General features: G+C 72.6%; 18 protein-coding genes. 12 read left to right on the top strand and 6 right to left on the bottom strand.

Going from position 1 to position 14,501, the window contains the following annotated elements:
* Positions 1 to 50: 50 nt before the first annotated feature.
* Positions 51 to 2,252: a RecQ family ATP-dependent DNA helicase gene (locus QQX10_RS03710; protein ID WP_301118339.1), complete on the bottom strand. Its 2,202-nt coding sequence runs from the start codon at positions 2,250 to 2,252 to the stop codon at positions 51 to 53.
* Positions 2,253 to 2,442: 190 nt separating this feature from the next.
* Here QQX10_RS03710 and QQX10_RS03705 point away from each other — a divergent pair, with 190 nt between their 5' ends.
* From QQX10_RS03705 to QQX10_RS03665, 9 genes are all read left to right on the top strand, one after another.
* Positions 2,443 to 3,708: an Nramp family divalent metal transporter gene (locus tag QQX10_RS03705; protein WP_301118338.1), complete on the top strand. Its 1,266-nt coding sequence runs from the start codon at positions 2,443 to 2,445 to the stop codon at positions 3,706 to 3,708.
* A gap of 115 nt (positions 3,709 to 3,823) precedes the next feature.
* Positions 3,824 to 4,918 carry a histidinol-phosphate transaminase gene (locus tag QQX10_RS03700; RefSeq protein WP_301118337.1) on the top strand — a complete coding sequence of 365 codons (1,095 nt, stop codon included), beginning with the start codon at positions 3,824 to 3,826 and terminating at the stop codon, positions 4,916 to 4,918.
* Positions 4,915 to 5,514, top strand: coding sequence for an imidazoleglycerol-phosphate dehydratase HisB (gene hisB / locus QQX10_RS03695; protein ID WP_301118336.1), 600 nt, complete (start codon positions 4,915 to 4,917; stop codon positions 5,512 to 5,514). Before QQX10_RS03700 ends, hisB begins: the two co-directional genes overlap by 4 nt.
* Positions 5,511 to 6,005 (top strand): hypothetical protein, encoded by a 495-nt coding sequence (locus QQX10_RS03690; protein ID WP_301118335.1) that lies wholly within the window; start codon positions 5,511 to 5,513, stop codon positions 6,003 to 6,005. Before hisB ends, QQX10_RS03690 begins: the two co-directional genes overlap by 4 nt.
* The gene (gene hisH / locus QQX10_RS03685) at positions 6,002 to 6,661 is read left to right on the top strand and encodes an imidazole glycerol phosphate synthase subunit HisH (RefSeq protein WP_301118334.1); all 660 of its coding nucleotides are present in this window, start codon (positions 6,002 to 6,004) and stop codon (positions 6,659 to 6,661) included. Before QQX10_RS03690 ends, hisH begins: the two co-directional genes overlap by 4 nt.
* 101 nt (positions 6,662 to 6,762) lie before the next feature.
* Complete coding sequence (gene priA / locus QQX10_RS03680) at positions 6,763 to 7,500, top strand: bifunctional 1-(5-phosphoribosyl)-5-((5-phosphoribosylamino)methylideneamino)imidazole-4-carboxamide isomerase/phosphoribosylanthranilate isomerase PriA (RefSeq protein ID WP_301118333.1); 738 nt, start codon at positions 6,763 to 6,765, stop codon at positions 7,498 to 7,500.
* A 52-nt stretch (positions 7,501 to 7,552) separates the two neighbouring features.
* A complete protein-coding gene (locus tag QQX10_RS03675; protein WP_301118332.1) occupies positions 7,553 to 8,161 on the top strand; it encodes a hypothetical protein in 609 nt (202 codons plus the stop codon).
* 44 nt (positions 8,162 to 8,205) lie between these two features.
* Complete coding sequence (locus QQX10_RS03670) at positions 8,206 to 8,733, top strand: hypothetical protein (protein ID WP_301118331.1); 528 nt, start codon at positions 8,206 to 8,208, stop codon at positions 8,731 to 8,733.
* Between the two features lie 46 nt (positions 8,734 to 8,779).
* Positions 8,780 to 9,505 carry an SseB family protein gene (locus QQX10_RS03665; protein WP_301118330.1) on the top strand — a complete coding sequence of 242 codons (726 nt, stop codon included), beginning with the start codon at positions 8,780 to 8,782 and terminating at the stop codon, positions 9,503 to 9,505.
* Between the two features lie 17 nt (positions 9,506 to 9,522).
* Here the strand turns inward: QQX10_RS03665 and QQX10_RS03660 are convergent, their stop codons facing one another.
* Genes QQX10_RS03660 through QQX10_RS03640 form a run of 5 tightly spaced genes read right to left on the bottom strand, consistent with a single transcriptional unit; the run spans position 9,523 to position 12,886 of the window.
* Positions 9,523 to 10,227 (bottom strand): S1 family peptidase, encoded by a 705-nt coding sequence (locus tag QQX10_RS03660; RefSeq protein ID WP_301118329.1) that lies wholly within the window; start codon positions 10,225 to 10,227, stop codon positions 9,523 to 9,525.
* Between the two features lie 4 nt (positions 10,228 to 10,231).
* Positions 10,232 to 10,780 (bottom strand): hypothetical protein, encoded by a 549-nt coding sequence (locus QQX10_RS03655; protein ID WP_301118328.1) that lies wholly within the window; start codon positions 10,778 to 10,780, stop codon positions 10,232 to 10,234.
* Entirely contained in the window at positions 10,777 to 11,565 is a 789-nt protein-coding gene (locus QQX10_RS03650; protein ID WP_301118327.1) for a S1 family peptidase, read from the bottom strand. Before QQX10_RS03650 ends, QQX10_RS03655 begins: the two co-directional genes overlap by 4 nt.
* Positions 11,562 to 12,509, bottom strand: coding sequence for a hypothetical protein (locus QQX10_RS03645; protein WP_301118326.1), 948 nt, complete (start codon positions 12,507 to 12,509; stop codon positions 11,562 to 11,564). The genes QQX10_RS03650 and QQX10_RS03645 overlap by 4 nt, the downstream gene beginning before the upstream one ends.
* Positions 12,509 to 12,886: a DUF1844 domain-containing protein gene (locus QQX10_RS03640; protein ID WP_301118325.1), complete on the bottom strand. Its 378-nt coding sequence runs from the start codon at positions 12,884 to 12,886 to the stop codon at positions 12,509 to 12,511. The genes QQX10_RS03645 and QQX10_RS03640 overlap by 1 nt, the downstream gene beginning before the upstream one ends.
* 238 nt (positions 12,887 to 13,124) lie before the next feature.
* Between QQX10_RS03640 and infC the strand changes: the two genes are divergently transcribed.
* The 3 genes from infC (at position 13,125) to rplT (ending at position 14,497) form a co-directional block, all read left to right on the top strand.
* Positions 13,125 to 13,796, top strand: a complete 672-nt coding sequence (gene infC, locus QQX10_RS03635) for a translation initiation factor IF-3 (RefSeq protein ID WP_301118616.1) — start codon at positions 13,125 to 13,127, stop codon at positions 13,794 to 13,796.
* A gap of 91 nt (positions 13,797 to 13,887) precedes the next feature.
* A complete protein-coding gene (gene rpmI / locus QQX10_RS03630) occupies positions 13,888 to 14,082 on the top strand; it encodes a 50S ribosomal protein L35 (RefSeq protein ID WP_062294442.1) in 195 nt (64 codons plus the stop codon).
* Between the two features lie 34 nt (positions 14,083 to 14,116).
* Entirely contained in the window at positions 14,117 to 14,497 is a 381-nt protein-coding gene (rplT, locus tag QQX10_RS03625; protein WP_301118324.1) for a 50S ribosomal protein L20, read from the top strand.
* Positions 14,498 to 14,501 lie beyond the last annotated feature (4 nt).

The following is a 14,501-nucleotide window of genomic DNA, read 5'->3' as shown; positions in this document are numbered from 1 at the left end:
GGCAGCTGCGGGATCGGGGTTCGCCACGGGCGGAACGGGATCGGGACGCGTCACCGCACCCCGAGCACGAAGGGCAGCACCGCCTCGGCGCCGGCGCGCCGCAGCAGCCGTGCGGCGACGGTGACGGTCCAGCCGGAGTCGATCTGGTCGTCCACGAGCAGCACCCGCGCGCCGTCGAGCGACGCGGCCTCGCCGGTGGTCGCGTCGCGGGCGGGGACCAGCCCGAGGCGTCGCGCGACGGCCGCGAGCCGCTGGGCCGAGTTCACGTCATGCCGGCTCGGCTCGTCGCGGCCCGGCACGGGCGCGACCGTCCCGAGCACGGGCACGCCGAGGTAGCGCGCGAGACCGGTGGCGAGGTGCGCGGCCATCGTGGGTCGGGTGGCGGAGGCGACCCCGACGACGCCGGCGACGGTCGCCTGGTGCGCGCCCCCGGCGACGGTCCACAGGTCCTCCCAGTCGTCGAGCACCCGCACGGCCGCGTGGCGCAGCGGCACCGGGAGCTCGGCATCGACCGGCGCTCCGGCCTCGTCCCGCTCCCCGAACAGGTCGCGTAGCGACCCCGACCACCCGAGCCCGTCGAGGCGTGCGATCGCGCGTCCCGTCTCGGCCATCTCGCCGCCGGAGATCCGCCCCTTGAGCGGGACTCCGAGCGTGTCCACGCCGCTCGGCCACTGGCGCCGCGGCACCACCTCGATGCCGACGCGGTCGAGCCCGGCCTGCGCCGACGAGACCGCCTCCGCGGTGGGTGCCGCCGGAAGCGCCACGCCGCCGCAGGCGTCGCACCGGCCGCACGTCCACCCGTCCGCCAGCTCCGGGTCGTCGAGGACCCGTCGCAGGAACGCCATCCGGCAGGTGGTCGCGGACTGGTACTCGAGCATCGTCCGCTGCTCGGCGGCCCGCGTCGCCGCGACCCGCGCGTACCGATCCGCGTCGTACTCCCAGGGCCTGTCCGTCGCGAGCCAGCCGCCCTGGACGCGGCGCACCGCGCCGTCGACGTCGAGCACCTTGAGCATCGCCTCGAGCCGGGAGCGGGAGAGGTCCACGACCGCCTCGAGAGCCGGCACGGTCGTCGGCCGCTCGGGGGACAGCGCGGCGAGGGTTGCCCGCACGGTGTCCTCCGGCGGGAACGCCTGGCTCCCGAACCATTCCCAGATCGCGCGGTCCTCGCGGCCCGGCAGCAGCGCCACCACCGCACGCGACACCCCGCGGCCCGCACGCCCGACCTGCTGGTAGTACGCGATCGGCGACGACGGCGCCCCGAGGTGCACCACGAACGCCAGGTCGGGCTTGTCGAAGCCCATCCCGAGCGCGGAGGTCGCCACGAGCGCCTTGACCCGGTTGTCCTTGAGGTCCTGCTCGAGCCGCTCGCGCTCGGCGGGGTCGGTCCGTCCCGTGTAGGCGCCCACCTCGAGCCCGGCGGCCCGCAGCTGGGACGCGACCTCCTCGGCCGCCGAGACGGTGAGGCAGTACACGATCCCGGATCCGTCCATCTCGCCGAGCGACTGCGCCAGCCAGGCGACGCGCGCGGCGGGGTCGGGCAGGTCGAGCACCGCGAGGTGGAGGGACTCCCGGTCGAGGGCGCCCCGCAGCACGAGCACCTCCGCGCTCCGCCGGTCGCCGGCGACGCCCAGCTGCTCGGCCACGTCCTCCGTCACGCGCGCGTTCGCGGTCGCGGTGGTGGCGAGCACGGGGATGCCGGTCGGCAGGTCCGCGAGCAGCGTGCGGATGCGGCGGTAGTCCGGCCGGAAGTCGTGGCCCCAGTCGGAGATGCAGTGCGCCTCGTCGATCACGACGAGCCCCGCGTCCGCTGCCAGCCGTGGCAGCACCTGGTCGCGGAACTGCGGATTGTTGAGCCGCTCGGGCGAGCACAGCAGCACGTCGACCTCGCCCGCGGCGATCGCGGCGTGGACCTGATCCCACTCGGTGACGTTGGACGAGTTGACGGTCACGGCGCGGATCCCCGCGCGCGCCGCGGCGGCGATCTGGTCGCGCATGAGTGCGAGCAGGGGGGACACGATCACGGTCGGTCCCGCGCCCGCGTCGCGCAGCAGGCGCGTGGCGACGAAGTACACCGCCGACTTGCCCCACCCCGTGCGCTGCACCACCAGCGCTCGCGCCTGACGGGACACGAGCGCCTCGATCGCCGTCCACTGGTCGTCCCGCAGCCGCGCATCGTCCCTCCCGACCAGGCGGCGCAGGGCGCCCTCGGCGGCCTCGCGGAGATCGACGTCGGAGCGCTGCGGGGTCGGCATGCGACGACCCTACGCGGCCCGTCCGACACGGCGGCGCGGCCGTCCCCCGGGCCGCCGGCATCGGCGCCGCCGATGCCGCGGATCGGTGCGACGCGGGGCGCCATGGGCTGGACACCGGTGGAAGTTCGGCTAGCCTAACTTCCACGCGACGCGGCTGCCCGACGCCCCGTCGACGGCGGAGGGAGCCCACGTGACGCAGACGCTGGTCGAGCGCAACCGCGAGCGCGCGGAGCGCAACCGCGGACCGGTCCGCCGCATCGTCACGCTGCTCGGCCCGGCCTTCGTCGCCGCCGTCGCCTACGTCGACCCCGGCAACGTCGCGGCGAACCTCACCGCGGGCGCCGAGCACGGCTACCTGCTGGTGTGGGTGCTCGTCGCGTCGAACCTCATGGCGGTGCTCATCCAGTACACGTCGGCCAAGCTCGGGCTCGTGACCGGGCGCTCGATGCCGGAGCTGCTGCGTGGCCGCCTCCGCACGCGAGGCCGCCTCGCCTACTGGGCGCAGGCCGAGGTGGTGGCGGCCATGACGGACCTCGCCGAGGTGATCGGCGGAGCGCTCGCCCTCTACCTCCTGTTCGACATCCCGCTGGTGCTCGGGGGCCTGATCGTCGGCGTCGTGTCGCTCGCGCTGCTGATGATCCAGAACCGGCGCGGACAGCGGCACTTCGAATTCGTCATCATGGGCCTCCTCGCGATCATCGCGATCGGCTTCATGGCGGGCCTGGTCGTGTCGGACACCGACTGGGGCGGCGCCGCCGAGGGTCTGATCCCGCGCTTCGACGGCCCGTCGACGGTGCTGCTCGCGGCGTCGATGCTCGGTGCGACGGTCATGCCGCACGTCATCTACCTCCACAGCTCCCTCGCGCGCGACCGTCACGGCGTCGGCCACGACAAGCCCCGCCTGCGCCACCTGCTCCACGCCACCAAGTGGGACGTCGCCGTGTCCCTCGTGATCGCGGGCTCGGTCAACATCGCGATGCTGCTGCTCGCCGCCGGCAGCCTGCGAGGCGTCGCCGGCACGGACTCGATCGAGGGCGCGTACGACGCGATCGGCACGGCGCTCGGCCCGATCATCGCGGGGGCCTTCGCGGTGGGGCTGCTCGCGTCGGGACTTGCGTCGACCTCGGTGGGCTGCTACGCGGGCGCCGCGATCATGGGCGGCCTGCTCCACCGCCGCATCCCCGTGTGGATCCGCCGCTCGATCACGCTGATCCCCGCGCTGGTGATCCTCGGCGTCGGCGCGAACCCCACCTGGGCGCTCGTGATCTCGCAGGTGGTGCTGTCTGTCGGCATCCCGTTCGCGGTGATCCCCCTGGTCCGCCTCACCTCCGACAAGGCGGTGATGGGGGAGCATGCGAACTCCACGACGACCAAGGTGATCGCGTGGACGGTGGTCGCGTCGATCGTCGCCCTGAACCTGGCGCTCCTGGTGCTGACGTTCACGGGCCAGGTCTGACGCCGGACGGGACGATGCGCCGGCCGCCCGGGCGCCCACGGACGGCACCAGGTGCCGTCGGGAGGGCGGGACCCGGGCGGCATCACGCCGTGTTCGCGCTCACTAGACTTCTCCCATGACACTGCCGATCCGTCCGGACCTGCAGGGCCTCAAGCCCTACGGCGCCCCCCAGCTCGACGTGCGGGCGCGCCTCAACGTGAACGAGAACCCGTACGCCCCGCCGAACGCGGTGGTCGACGCGATCGCGCAGTCGGTGCGGAAGGCGGCGCAGGGCCTCAACCGCTACCCGGACCGCGACTTCGCGGGGCTCCGCCAGGACCTCGCGGCGTACATCGCGCAGGAGAGCCACGTCGACTTCGTCGAGCCCCGGAACATCTGGGCGGCGAACGGCTCCAACGAGGTCATGCTCCACCTGCACCAGGCCTTCGGCGGCCCGGGGCGGACGGTGCTGAGCTTCGCGCCGACATACTCGATGTACCCCGAGTACGCGCGCGACACGTTCACGGAGTACGTGACGGTGCCGCGCAAGGAGGACTTCACGCTCGACGTCGACGCCGCGGTCGCCGCGATCCGGGAGAAGCACCCCGTGATGGTGATCGTCGCGAGCCCGAACAACCCGACCGGCACCGCGCTCAGCCTGGACGAGGTCCGCGCCCTGATGCGCGCCGCCGACGAGGTCCCCGGGGGCTGCGTGGTGGTGGTCGACGAGGCGTACGCGGAGTTCCGCCGCTGGGGCACCCCGAGCGCGGCGAGCCTGGTGCCGCAGCACCCGAACCTCGCGGTGAGCCGGACCATGTCGAAGGCGTTCGCGTTCGCGGGCGCGCGCCTCGGCTATCTCATCGCCCACGAGACCTTCATCGACGTCCTCAAGGTGGTCCGCCTGCCGTACCACCTGAGCGCCGTCACGCAGGCGACGGCGCGTGCGGCGCTGGCCCACCACCGCGCCCTGCAGGCGCAGGTCGACGAGATCCGGGCGGAGCGCGACGACACCGTCGAGTGGCTCCGTGCCCAGGGGTGGACGGTCGCCGACACGGACGCGAACTTCGCCCTCTTCGGACCGTTCGAGGACCGTGAGAGGGTGTTCCAGGGCCTGCTGGAGCGCGGGGTGCTGATCCGCGTCACGGGCCCCGAGGGTTGGCTGCGGGTGTCGATCGGCACGCCGCAGGAGATGGCGCTGTTCCGCAGCGCGCTGCTGGAGGTCACGTCATGAGCCGCACCGGTCGCATCGAGCGCACCACGTCCGAGTCCTCCGTCCTGGTCGAGCTCGACCTCGACGGCACGGGCCGCACCGACATCTCGACCGGGGTCCCGTTCTACGACCACATGCTGACCGCGCTGGGCAAGCACTCGCTGATGAACCTCACGGTCCAGGCCACGGGGGACATCCACATCGACAGCCACCACACGGTGGAGGACGTCGCGATCTGCATCGGCGAGGCGCTCAAGCAGGCGCTGGGCGACAAGGCCGGCATCTCGCGGTTCGGCGACGCCCTGGTGCCGCTCGACGAGGCCCTCGCGCAGTGCGTGGTTGACGTCTCCGGACGTCCCTACTTCGTGCACACCGGCGAGCCGGTGGGTCAGGCCACCCACCTCATCGGCGGCAACTTCGCGGGCTCCCTCACGGGCCACGCGCTCGAGTCGATCGCGCACCACGCGGGCATCTGCGTGCACATGCGCGTGCTCGCGGGTCGGGACCCCCACCACATCGTGGAGGCCCAGTTCAAGGCGCTCGCGCGCGCGCTGCGGTTCGCGGTGGCGGACGATGCGCGGGTCGAGGGCATCCCGTCCACCAAGGGAGCGCTGTGACGGAGGGAGCGGAGCAGGCGTCAGCCCCGCAGGAGCCCGGCACCCGGGACTTCGCGGCGATCCTCTCGCCGATCCCCAGCCCGCGCTTCCTCACGGCGCTGTGCGCTCTCAACAAGGTCGACGCGCGGATCCTGTCGACCAGCGGCGGCCCGGTGGCGGTGCTGACGGACACGGACGAGGAGGCCGTCGCGAAGGCCGCGAAGACGGTCTCGGCCTTCGTCGCGCGCGCCGAGTTCATGCTGGTGGTCAACCGCGGCGGTCAGGCGACCGCGCAGATCTGGCTGGGCGGCCAGGTCGCGAAGGACGTTCCCGCGGGCCTCGCGCTCAACGACGCCCCCGGCGTGCTCACCACGCTGGTGACGGGCGCGCAGAGCTTCGACGAGATCGCGGCGACGCACCCCGACAAGGTCCACGAGGCCACGATGAGCCGCTTCGCCGCGTACCGCGAGCTGCTCAAGGAGACCCGCCGGCTGCGCAAGGAGCAGGGATGATGAGCTCGCCGCTGGTCTGCGTCTTCGATTACGGCTTCGGCAACGTCCGCTCCGCCACCCGCGCGCTCGAGCACGTGGGTGCACGCGTCGAGCTCACCTCCGACCGCGTGATCGCGGAGAACGCGGACGGCCTGGTGGTGCCCGGCGTCGGTGCCTTCGCGGCCGTGATGCAGGGGCTCCAGGAGGCCCGCGGCGATCAGATCGTGGGCCGGCGGCTCTCGGGCGGGCGACCCGTGCTGGGGATCTGCGTCGGCATGCAGGTGATGTTCGAGCGCGGCGTCGAGCACGGCGTCGAGTCCGCCGGCCTGGACCAGTGGCCCGGCACCGTCGAGCTCCTGCAGACCTCCGTCGTGCCGAACATGGGCTGGGCCCACGTCGAGGCGCCGGAGGGCACCCGGCTGTTCGCGGGGGTCGAGGACGAGCGCTTCTACTTCGTGCACTCCTACGGGGCCCGCGAGTTCCCGCTCGGCACCACCGAGGACACGGGCCGCTTCGCCGCGCCGCTGGTGACCTGGTCGACCGCGGGCGCGGGGGACGACTCCGACCGGTTCGTCGCCGCCGTCGAGAACGGCCCGCTCGCGGCCACCCAGTTCCACCCGGAGAAGTCGGGCGAGGCGGGGCTCCAGCTGCTCCGCAACTGGGTCGAGTCGCTCTGACCCCGGCGCACGGCGCGGGGCATGACAGCGATACCCTGGAGCCCGCATCGTCGCCAGCGCCGCGACGCCTCACCGTGCCTGCCCCACCCGAAAGCGAGACCATGACCGACACCCCCCGCCTCGAGCTGCTCCCCGCCGTCGACGTCGCCGACGGCCAGGCCGTCCGCCTCACGCAGGGCGAGGCGGGATCCGAGACCGGCTACGGCGACCCGTTGTCGGCCGCCCTCGACTGGGTGAAGGGTGGAGCGGAGTGGATCCACCTGGTGGACCTCGACGCCGCCTTCGGGCGCGGCTCCAACGCCTCCCTCCTGGCAGACGTGGTGAAGGCGGTCGACGTCAAGGTCGAGATGTCGGGCGGCATCCGCGACGACGAGTCGCTCGAGCGCGCCCTCGCCACCGGCTGCGCTCGCGTCAATCTCGGCACGGCCGCCCTCGAGAACCCCGAGTGGACCGCCCGCGTGATCGACACCCACGGCGACCGGATCGCGGTGGGCCTCGACGTGCGCGGCACCACGCTCGCGGGTCGCGGCTGGACCCGCGACGGCGGCGACCTGTGGGAGGTGCTCGCCCGCCTCGACGGGGCCGGCTGCTCGCGCTACGTGGTCACCGACGTCAAGAAGGACGGCATGCTCTCCGGTCCGAACCTGGAGCTCCTCACCCAGGTGTGCGAGGCCACCCAGGCTCCCGTGGTCGCCTCGGGCGGCATCAGCTCGCTCGACGACATCGCGGCGCTGCGCACCCTCACGCCGGTCGGGATCGAGGGCGCGATCGTCGGCAAGGCGCTCTACAACGGCAACTTCACCCTGCCGCAGGCGCTCGACATCGCGGGTCGCCCCTAGCCCCAACGTTCCGAGTTCCCCGGTACGTTGAACCTCTCGAGAGGGGGCGACGATGCGGGGAGCGCTGGCGATCGCGGCGGCGGCCATGCTGCTCGCGGGGTGCGCGAGCGGGGGTGGCGCCGGGCCGTCGACGGCGAGCGCGGTGGAGCCCTCCACGGGGTGTCCCGACGTGCTGGTGCAGGCGGATCCGCCGCACCACGGCTTCGGCACGCAGGACGCGGCGACGTCCGTGCCCGAGCTGGGCGTCCCGGAGGCCGCCTGGGTGTGCGAGTACGTCGCTGAGGACACGGGCGACCCGGACCCGGACGGCGGCGCCCTGTACGAGTGGCGCCGGACCGACGCGGCCCTCGCGGAGGTGCCGGACGATGCGCTGGTCGAGCTGGGCGACCTGCTCGCGACGGTCGACGTGCCGCCGGCCGACCGCGCCTGCACGGACGACCTCGGTCCGCGGCTGCTGCTGGTCGCGGTCACCGGCGATCGGCAGGTCGCGATGACCATCGACGAGTACGGGTGCCGCGAGATCCGGCTGACCGAGGACCCCCGGGAGTCCCCACCGGGCTCGCCGAGCGACCCGGACCTCCCCGCGGGGGTGCTCATGGCGGACGGGGTCGACGCGGCCTCGGTGGTGCGCGACCTCAGCGGGATCGGCGGGGGACGATGAGGCGCGCGACGATGCGGCGTGCGGCGCTGAGCGGGCGACCCCTGGTGCGTACCGCCGCTGTCGCGTGGGCCGGCCTCCCGCTGCTGCTGGCGGGCTGCACCGGAGGCGGGACCTCCGACGACGCGTCGACGGGCCCGGGCGCCTCCGGCCCTGCGCCGACCGTGGTCGACTCCGCCGTCGCGCTCGAGCCCGCATGCGACGAGGCGCTGGAGAGCCCGGGAGGGGCGTTCGAGGCTGCGGCGGCGGCTGCTGAGCTGGGGAGGTTCGACGCGGCGTGGATCTGCGTGTACCCGATCGGCGACGGCAGCCCGGTGAGCAGCGGTCCGGCCGAGATCGAGGACCTCGATCGGCTCGGCGCGCTGCTCGACGGGATCGGGCCGGCGGACACGTCCCAGGGATGCACCCTCGAGGCCGGTCCCCGGTACCTGCTGGTGCTGGCCGACGGCGCCTCCGCCACGCGGCTGGTGATCGAGTCGTACGGGTGCAGGTTCGTGACGATCGACGGCTACGACGGCCTGTTCGGAGGGTCCCGCGACATGGTCGCGGAGCTCGAGGACCTCGCCGGACTCTGACGGTCGCTCCGCGGCGTCGTCGCCGCGTGCCCCTAGTCTGGGGGGCATGAGCGAGTCCGAGCCGCGCAAGGAGATCCCCGAGTCGATCTTCGCCGATGACGACGGCAGCGCGGACGCCCGCCTCGCCCAGGCCCTCATCCGCCACTCGCGTGGCAAGGCGCCGCTCACGGACGTGGTCGATGCGCTCGCGTACGCCCGGGTGCTGATCCCGGTGATGGCGAGCGGTGAGAAGCGGATCGTCGGGGCGCACGGGCTCAAGCAGGACGCGGTCGCCTCGACCGGCGTGGTCGCGGTCGAGATGGCGGACGGACGCACCGCGCTGCCCGTGTTCACCGACGTCGACGCGATGAAGGCGTGGAGCGAGCGCGCCCGCCCGATCCCTGCGGAGGGGCCGCGCGCCGCCCTGGCGGCCATCAACGAGGAGTGGTCGACCCTGGTGGTCAACCCCGGGATGGAGACGGTCCTCATCCCGCGTCCCGCGGTGTGGGCGCTCGGGCAGGGCGAGCCATGGCGGCCGGCGGTGCGTGACGGCATGGTGGCCGACGACGTCAGGGATGCGGTCGCCGAGGCGGTGCCCGTGGACGATGCGTTGGTGGCCGTCGAGGCCGTCGCCGGGCGGTCGGCGGAGGTCGCCGTGGTGCTCAGGCTGGTGCCCGGGCTCACGCAGCCCGAGGTGGACTCCGTCGTGAGGCGGGTTCAGCACCAGCTCGCGCAGTCGCCCGTGGTCGCGCAGCGGGTCGACAGCCTCGAGCTGCGTCTCGCCACCGCCTGACGACGCCGCGGGCCCCGTCAGCCGCAGGTGGTCATCGCGTCCGCGCGGTCGGTGTCGCCGTCGAGGAAGGCCATCAGCCGGTCCAGGCTGACGGCGCCGCCCATCGTCGCACCGTCCGAGGAGAAGATGACGCCGACCACGGCGCCGGCCTCGTCCGTCACGGGAGACCCGGAGTTGCCCTCGCGCACCTCGACGGCGATCGAGTAGATGGCGGCGCCGTCGGGGTCGAGGTGGTTCTCGATCAGCCCCTGGTAGCGCCCGGTGACGGTGGCGAGGGGTCCGCCGAGCGCGAAGCCCGACACGCTGAGGGTGTCGCCGGGGGCGGGTTCCTCCGTGCCGACGGTGGCGGCCCGGGGGAAGGAGCCCTCGATCGTGACCAGGGCGAGGTCGTCGGTGAGCGACATCTCCGCGGCGACGCCGTGGTACTCGTTGCCCTGGTAGTCGGTGAGCTCGATCTCGGCGCCGTCCTCGACCACGTGGCGGTTGGTGACCGCGTGGGACTCGTCGAGCATCCAGGCGCTGCCGTTGAGGAACGCGTCGCAGGTGGTGGTCCAGACCCGGAGCGCGACCAGCTCGGCCCCGGTGAAGCCGTCGCCGACGGCGGGGGCGGCGGAGACCTCGACGGGCACCGGCGTCGTGTACGGCGGCGGCGTCAGCGGAGCGCACCCCGCGACGGCGAGCACGCCGATCCCGAGGCTCGCGGCCAGGCGGGTGCGCGTCACGCCGTCAGCCGTTCTCGGCGCGGAAGGCGACATAGCTCTGGTGCACCTGGTCGCAGAACTCGACGATCGATCGCTCCGAGCTGACGATCGAGGACGCCACGTAGCGATCGGCGTTCCTGAGGACCTCGAAGTGCTCCTGCTGCGCCTCCACGCACTGCCCGTAGGCGTCGACGATCTGCTCGAGCTCGGTCACGACCTCGGTGCTTCTCGCGCCCGTGTTCACCGCGGCGGAGTACTCCTCCTTGAGCGTCTCGAGCTGGGACTCGGCCTCCTCCAGCTCGGCCATCCGGGCGTTCTGATCGGAGAGGGTGAGGGTGAGGTCCTCGACGCGGAGGCGGAGCGCGTCGTTCTGCGCCTCCCAGTTCGCGCGCGCCAGCGACTGCCAGGCGAAGGCCGCGGCGAAGCCGAGGGCGACCACGATCGCGAGCACGAGCGCGACGACGATCCCGACGCGGCGAGGCGCCCGCGCGGCGGGCTCCGCGGGGACGGGCTCGGGCACGGACGATGCGGTGGGCTGCCAGGGGCCGCCGGGATCCATGTCGGGGGTCGTCATGGCAGGAACGCCGAGGCGTTGGACGACGCGTCGGCGTCGGCCGCGCACGCGGACTCGGGGACGAACAGGGCGGGCTCCTCGAGGAGGGCGTTGAGGGTCGACACGGGGACGATGAAGCTCTGGTCCGAGATGTTCTTGGCGTAGACGACACCGATCACGCGGCCGTCCTCGTCGAGCGCGGGGGAGCCGGAGGAGCCGACCTTGACGGTGGCGCTGGTGGCGAGGACCGAGTCGACGGCGCCACCGAGCGGGTCGGCGGTCGCGCCGAGCACGACGCCGGAGGAGGTGGTGAGCCGTCCGCCGTTCGGGTAGCCCACGACGGTCACGAGGTCGCCGACCTCGGGATCCGCCTCGGCGGTCTGGGCGAAGGCGTTGCCGAGCGACTCCTCGGTGGTGATCACGGCGATGTCGGCGGCGGTGGAGGTGGTCGCGGCGGTCACGTTGATGGTGCGTCCGTCGTAGGTCGTGATGGTGATGCGCTTGCTGTTCGCGATCACGTGGCGGTTGGTCACCAGGGTGTGCTCGTCGAGCGCGAAGCCGGTGCCGGTCGACAGCACGATGGTGCCGGAGCATCCGACGCTGCGCACGCGCACGGTCATCCGCTGCGCCGCGGTGAAGCCGTCGGGGGACAGGGCGCCGGGTCCGTCGCCGGGCTCGGCTGACGGGCTCGGCACGAAGTCGCTGGGGATCGGGTCGGGAGCCTGGGGGATCACGCCGCAGCCGGCCGCCCCCATGGCGAGGGCGACCGCGAGGATCGCGCGACGCGGGACCCGCCGAGCGCTCACTGCGCCGCCGCCGTGGTGAACTCCTGGGCGGCCCGGTTGGCCTCCGTGCACAGCTCGGCGACGGACTCCTCGAAGGCCACGATCTCCTCCGGGTCGTAGTCGTCGGGCGCCTCGAGGTAGGCGACCAGCTGGTCGTTCGCCTCGATGCAGCGGTTGAGCGAGCTCGTCGCGGCCGTGCCGGTGGCGATCAGGTCCTCGAGCTGGCCGATCTGCTCCTGGGCGAAGGCGGCGTCGTCGCCCCACCGCGCGTTCTCGGCCTGGAGGCGGCTCACGGTGTCCTTCGAGGTGGCGAGCTGGTCCGTGAGGAGGTCGATCCGCTCCTCGGCGGCGGCGAGCGTCTCGCGCTCGGCCGCGAGGTCGTCGCCCAGCCCATAGCTCACGTCGGTGAGCTCCTCGACCTGCGCCCTCCACTCGTCCGAGACATGCCACAGGTAGGCCGCAAGCGTCGAGATGCCGATCAGCAGCACGGTGAGCAGCGCGATCGCGAACCACAGGCCGGCGCGGCGCTCGATGACCACATGCGGTCGGTGATGCGCGCCCGAGCTCGGGGCGGGCTCGGGGGAGGCCGGGGCGTCGGAGTCGACCAGGGGGTCCGCCGCATCGTCCTCCCCGAAGCCGGTCGCCACGACTGGTGCGAACCGGGACGTGACGATCGGGATCTCGGTGGTGCGCCGGTGCATCGCGGTGCGAGCGGCGGCGACGTCGGGCGGCAGGACGGAGGGCCGCCGGGAGGCATCGTCGGCCCCGGTCGCGTCTGCCGTGTCTGCTGTGTCGGCCACCGTCGCGAGCTCGTCGGTCGCCGTGTCCGCATCGTCGTTGGGAGCGGTGACGGCTGCGCCGTCGGGGACGTCACCCGGCGAGACCTGCTCGCCCTCAGGCCCGCGCGAACCCAGGTCCGTGCGGACCTGGGTCTCCTCGCGGGTGGTGTCGTCCCCTTGTGCCACTACGTGACCGCCCCCGTGTACTTCTCACCGGGCCCGTCTCCGGGCCGGTCCGGGATCACCGACGCCTCCCGGAATGCCAACTGTACGCTCCGCAGCCCATCCCTCAACGCCCGCGCATGCGTGTCGCCGAGGTCAGGTGCCGCAGCGGTGACGAGACCCGCCAGGGCGGTGATGATCGCACGTGCCTCGTCGAGGTCCTTGTGCTCCTCACCCTCCTCGGCCAGCCCGCACCGGAGCGCCGCAGCGCTCAACAGATGAACGCTCACGGTGGTGATAAGTTCCACGGCGGACACCTCGGCGATGTCGCGCGCCGCATCGTCCGACCCGGAGGGGCCGCGCGGCGTGTCGGGACGTGTGGCCTGGTCTTCTTCGCTCATGGTTGCTATTCTTGTCCATCGACCGGTTGCGGCACACGTCGCAACGCGCAAGCGGAGTCCACCTCCCACCCTCGGACCTCACGGACCAGGGTTCACGGTCACGGCGTCAGCCACGCGTCCGCGCGGGGTGGGGGCCGTGTGCTGCGGTGGCCTCTGCTCGCGTTCGAGCAGGGGCCTTTCTCGTTGTCGGGGAGGGGCGGCCTGAGAGGCGGTCCGAGAGCAACGGTAAGGAGCCGCTATCAACGAGCCGCGCATCAACGAGCGCATCCGGGTCCCCGAGGTCCGCCTGGTCGGTCCGAAGGGCGAGCAGGTCGGCATCGTCCGCATCGAGGATGCCCTGCGTCTGGCGCAGGACGCCGAGCTCGACCTGGTCGAGGTCGCGCCCAACTCGCGTCCTCCCGTCGTCAAGCTGATGGACTACGGCAAGTTCAAGTACGAGGCGGCGGTGAAGGCACGCGAGGCACGTCGCAACCAGGCCAACACCGAGATCAAGGAGATGCGTTTCCGTCTCAAGATCGACGAGCACGACTACGAGACCAAGAAGGGCCACGTCATCCGCTTCCTCAAGGGCGGCGACAAGGTCAAGGTCACGATCATGTTCCGCGGTCGTGAGCAGTCCCGTCCCGAGATGGGCCGTCGCCTGCTGCTGAAGCTGGCGGCCGAGCTCGAGGAGTACGGGGTCGTCGAGAACATGCCCTCGCAGGAGGGGCGCAACATGTCGCTCGTCCTGGGCCCGCTGAAGAAGAAGGCGGAGGCCAAGGAGGAGCAGCGCCAGGCCCGCGAGGCCCGCAAGGCCGCCGAGGCCGAGGCCCGCGAGCACCGCAAGGCACCGAGGGGAGCCGCCGAGGAGGCGGAGACCGAGGGCGCCGAGCCGGAGGCCGTGGAGGTCGAGGAGCCGGCCGCCGAGTAGGCGGAGGCCTCATACAGATGTCGGGCGCTGGCCGCCCGTGAAACGTGCTGGGTCCCACCGGTCCCAGCCAGACCTAGAAGGAGTGGCAGCAATGCCGAAGAACAAGACCCACTCGGGTGCCAAGAAGCGCTTCAAGCTCACCGGCACCGGCAAGGTGAAGCACGCCTCGGCCATGAACGTGCACAAGTTCGAGGAGAAGCACTCCTCGCGCAAGCGCCGTGTCGCGCAGGACCAGATCCTGTCGGACGCCGACTCGAAGAAGATCAAGAAGCTGCTGGGCAAGTAAGCCCGCCCCGACACACGTACCTAGGAGAACTGAAATGGCACGCGTCAAGCGGGCGGTCAACGCCCAGAAGAAGCGCCGGACTACCCTCGAGCGCGCCGCGGGTTACCGCGGTCAGCGTTCGCGCCTGTACCGGAAGGCGAAGGAGCAGGTCACCCACTCCCTCGTCTACTCGTACCGCGACCGTCGCGCGAAGAAGAGCGAGTTCCGCAAGCTGTGGATCCAGCGCATCAACGCCGCCGCCCGCGCGAACGGCATCACCTACAACCGCTTCATCCAGGGCCTCAAGGCCGCGGAGATCGAGGTTGACCGCCGCATGCTCGCCGAGCTCGCGGTGAACGACGAGGCTGCCTTCGCGGCGCTCGTCGAGGTGGCGAAGAAGGCCCTCCCGGCCGACGTCAACGCGCCCGCCGCGTAAGCAC

Origin of the sequence: Demequina lignilytica, from assembly GCF_030418305.1 — a bacterium.
Lineage (GTDB): Bacteria > Actinomycetota > Actinomycetes > Actinomycetales > Demequinaceae > Demequina > Demequina lignilytica.
Note: the sequence above shows the minus strand (reverse complement) of the source record. Positions and strands in the feature narration are given on the sequence as shown.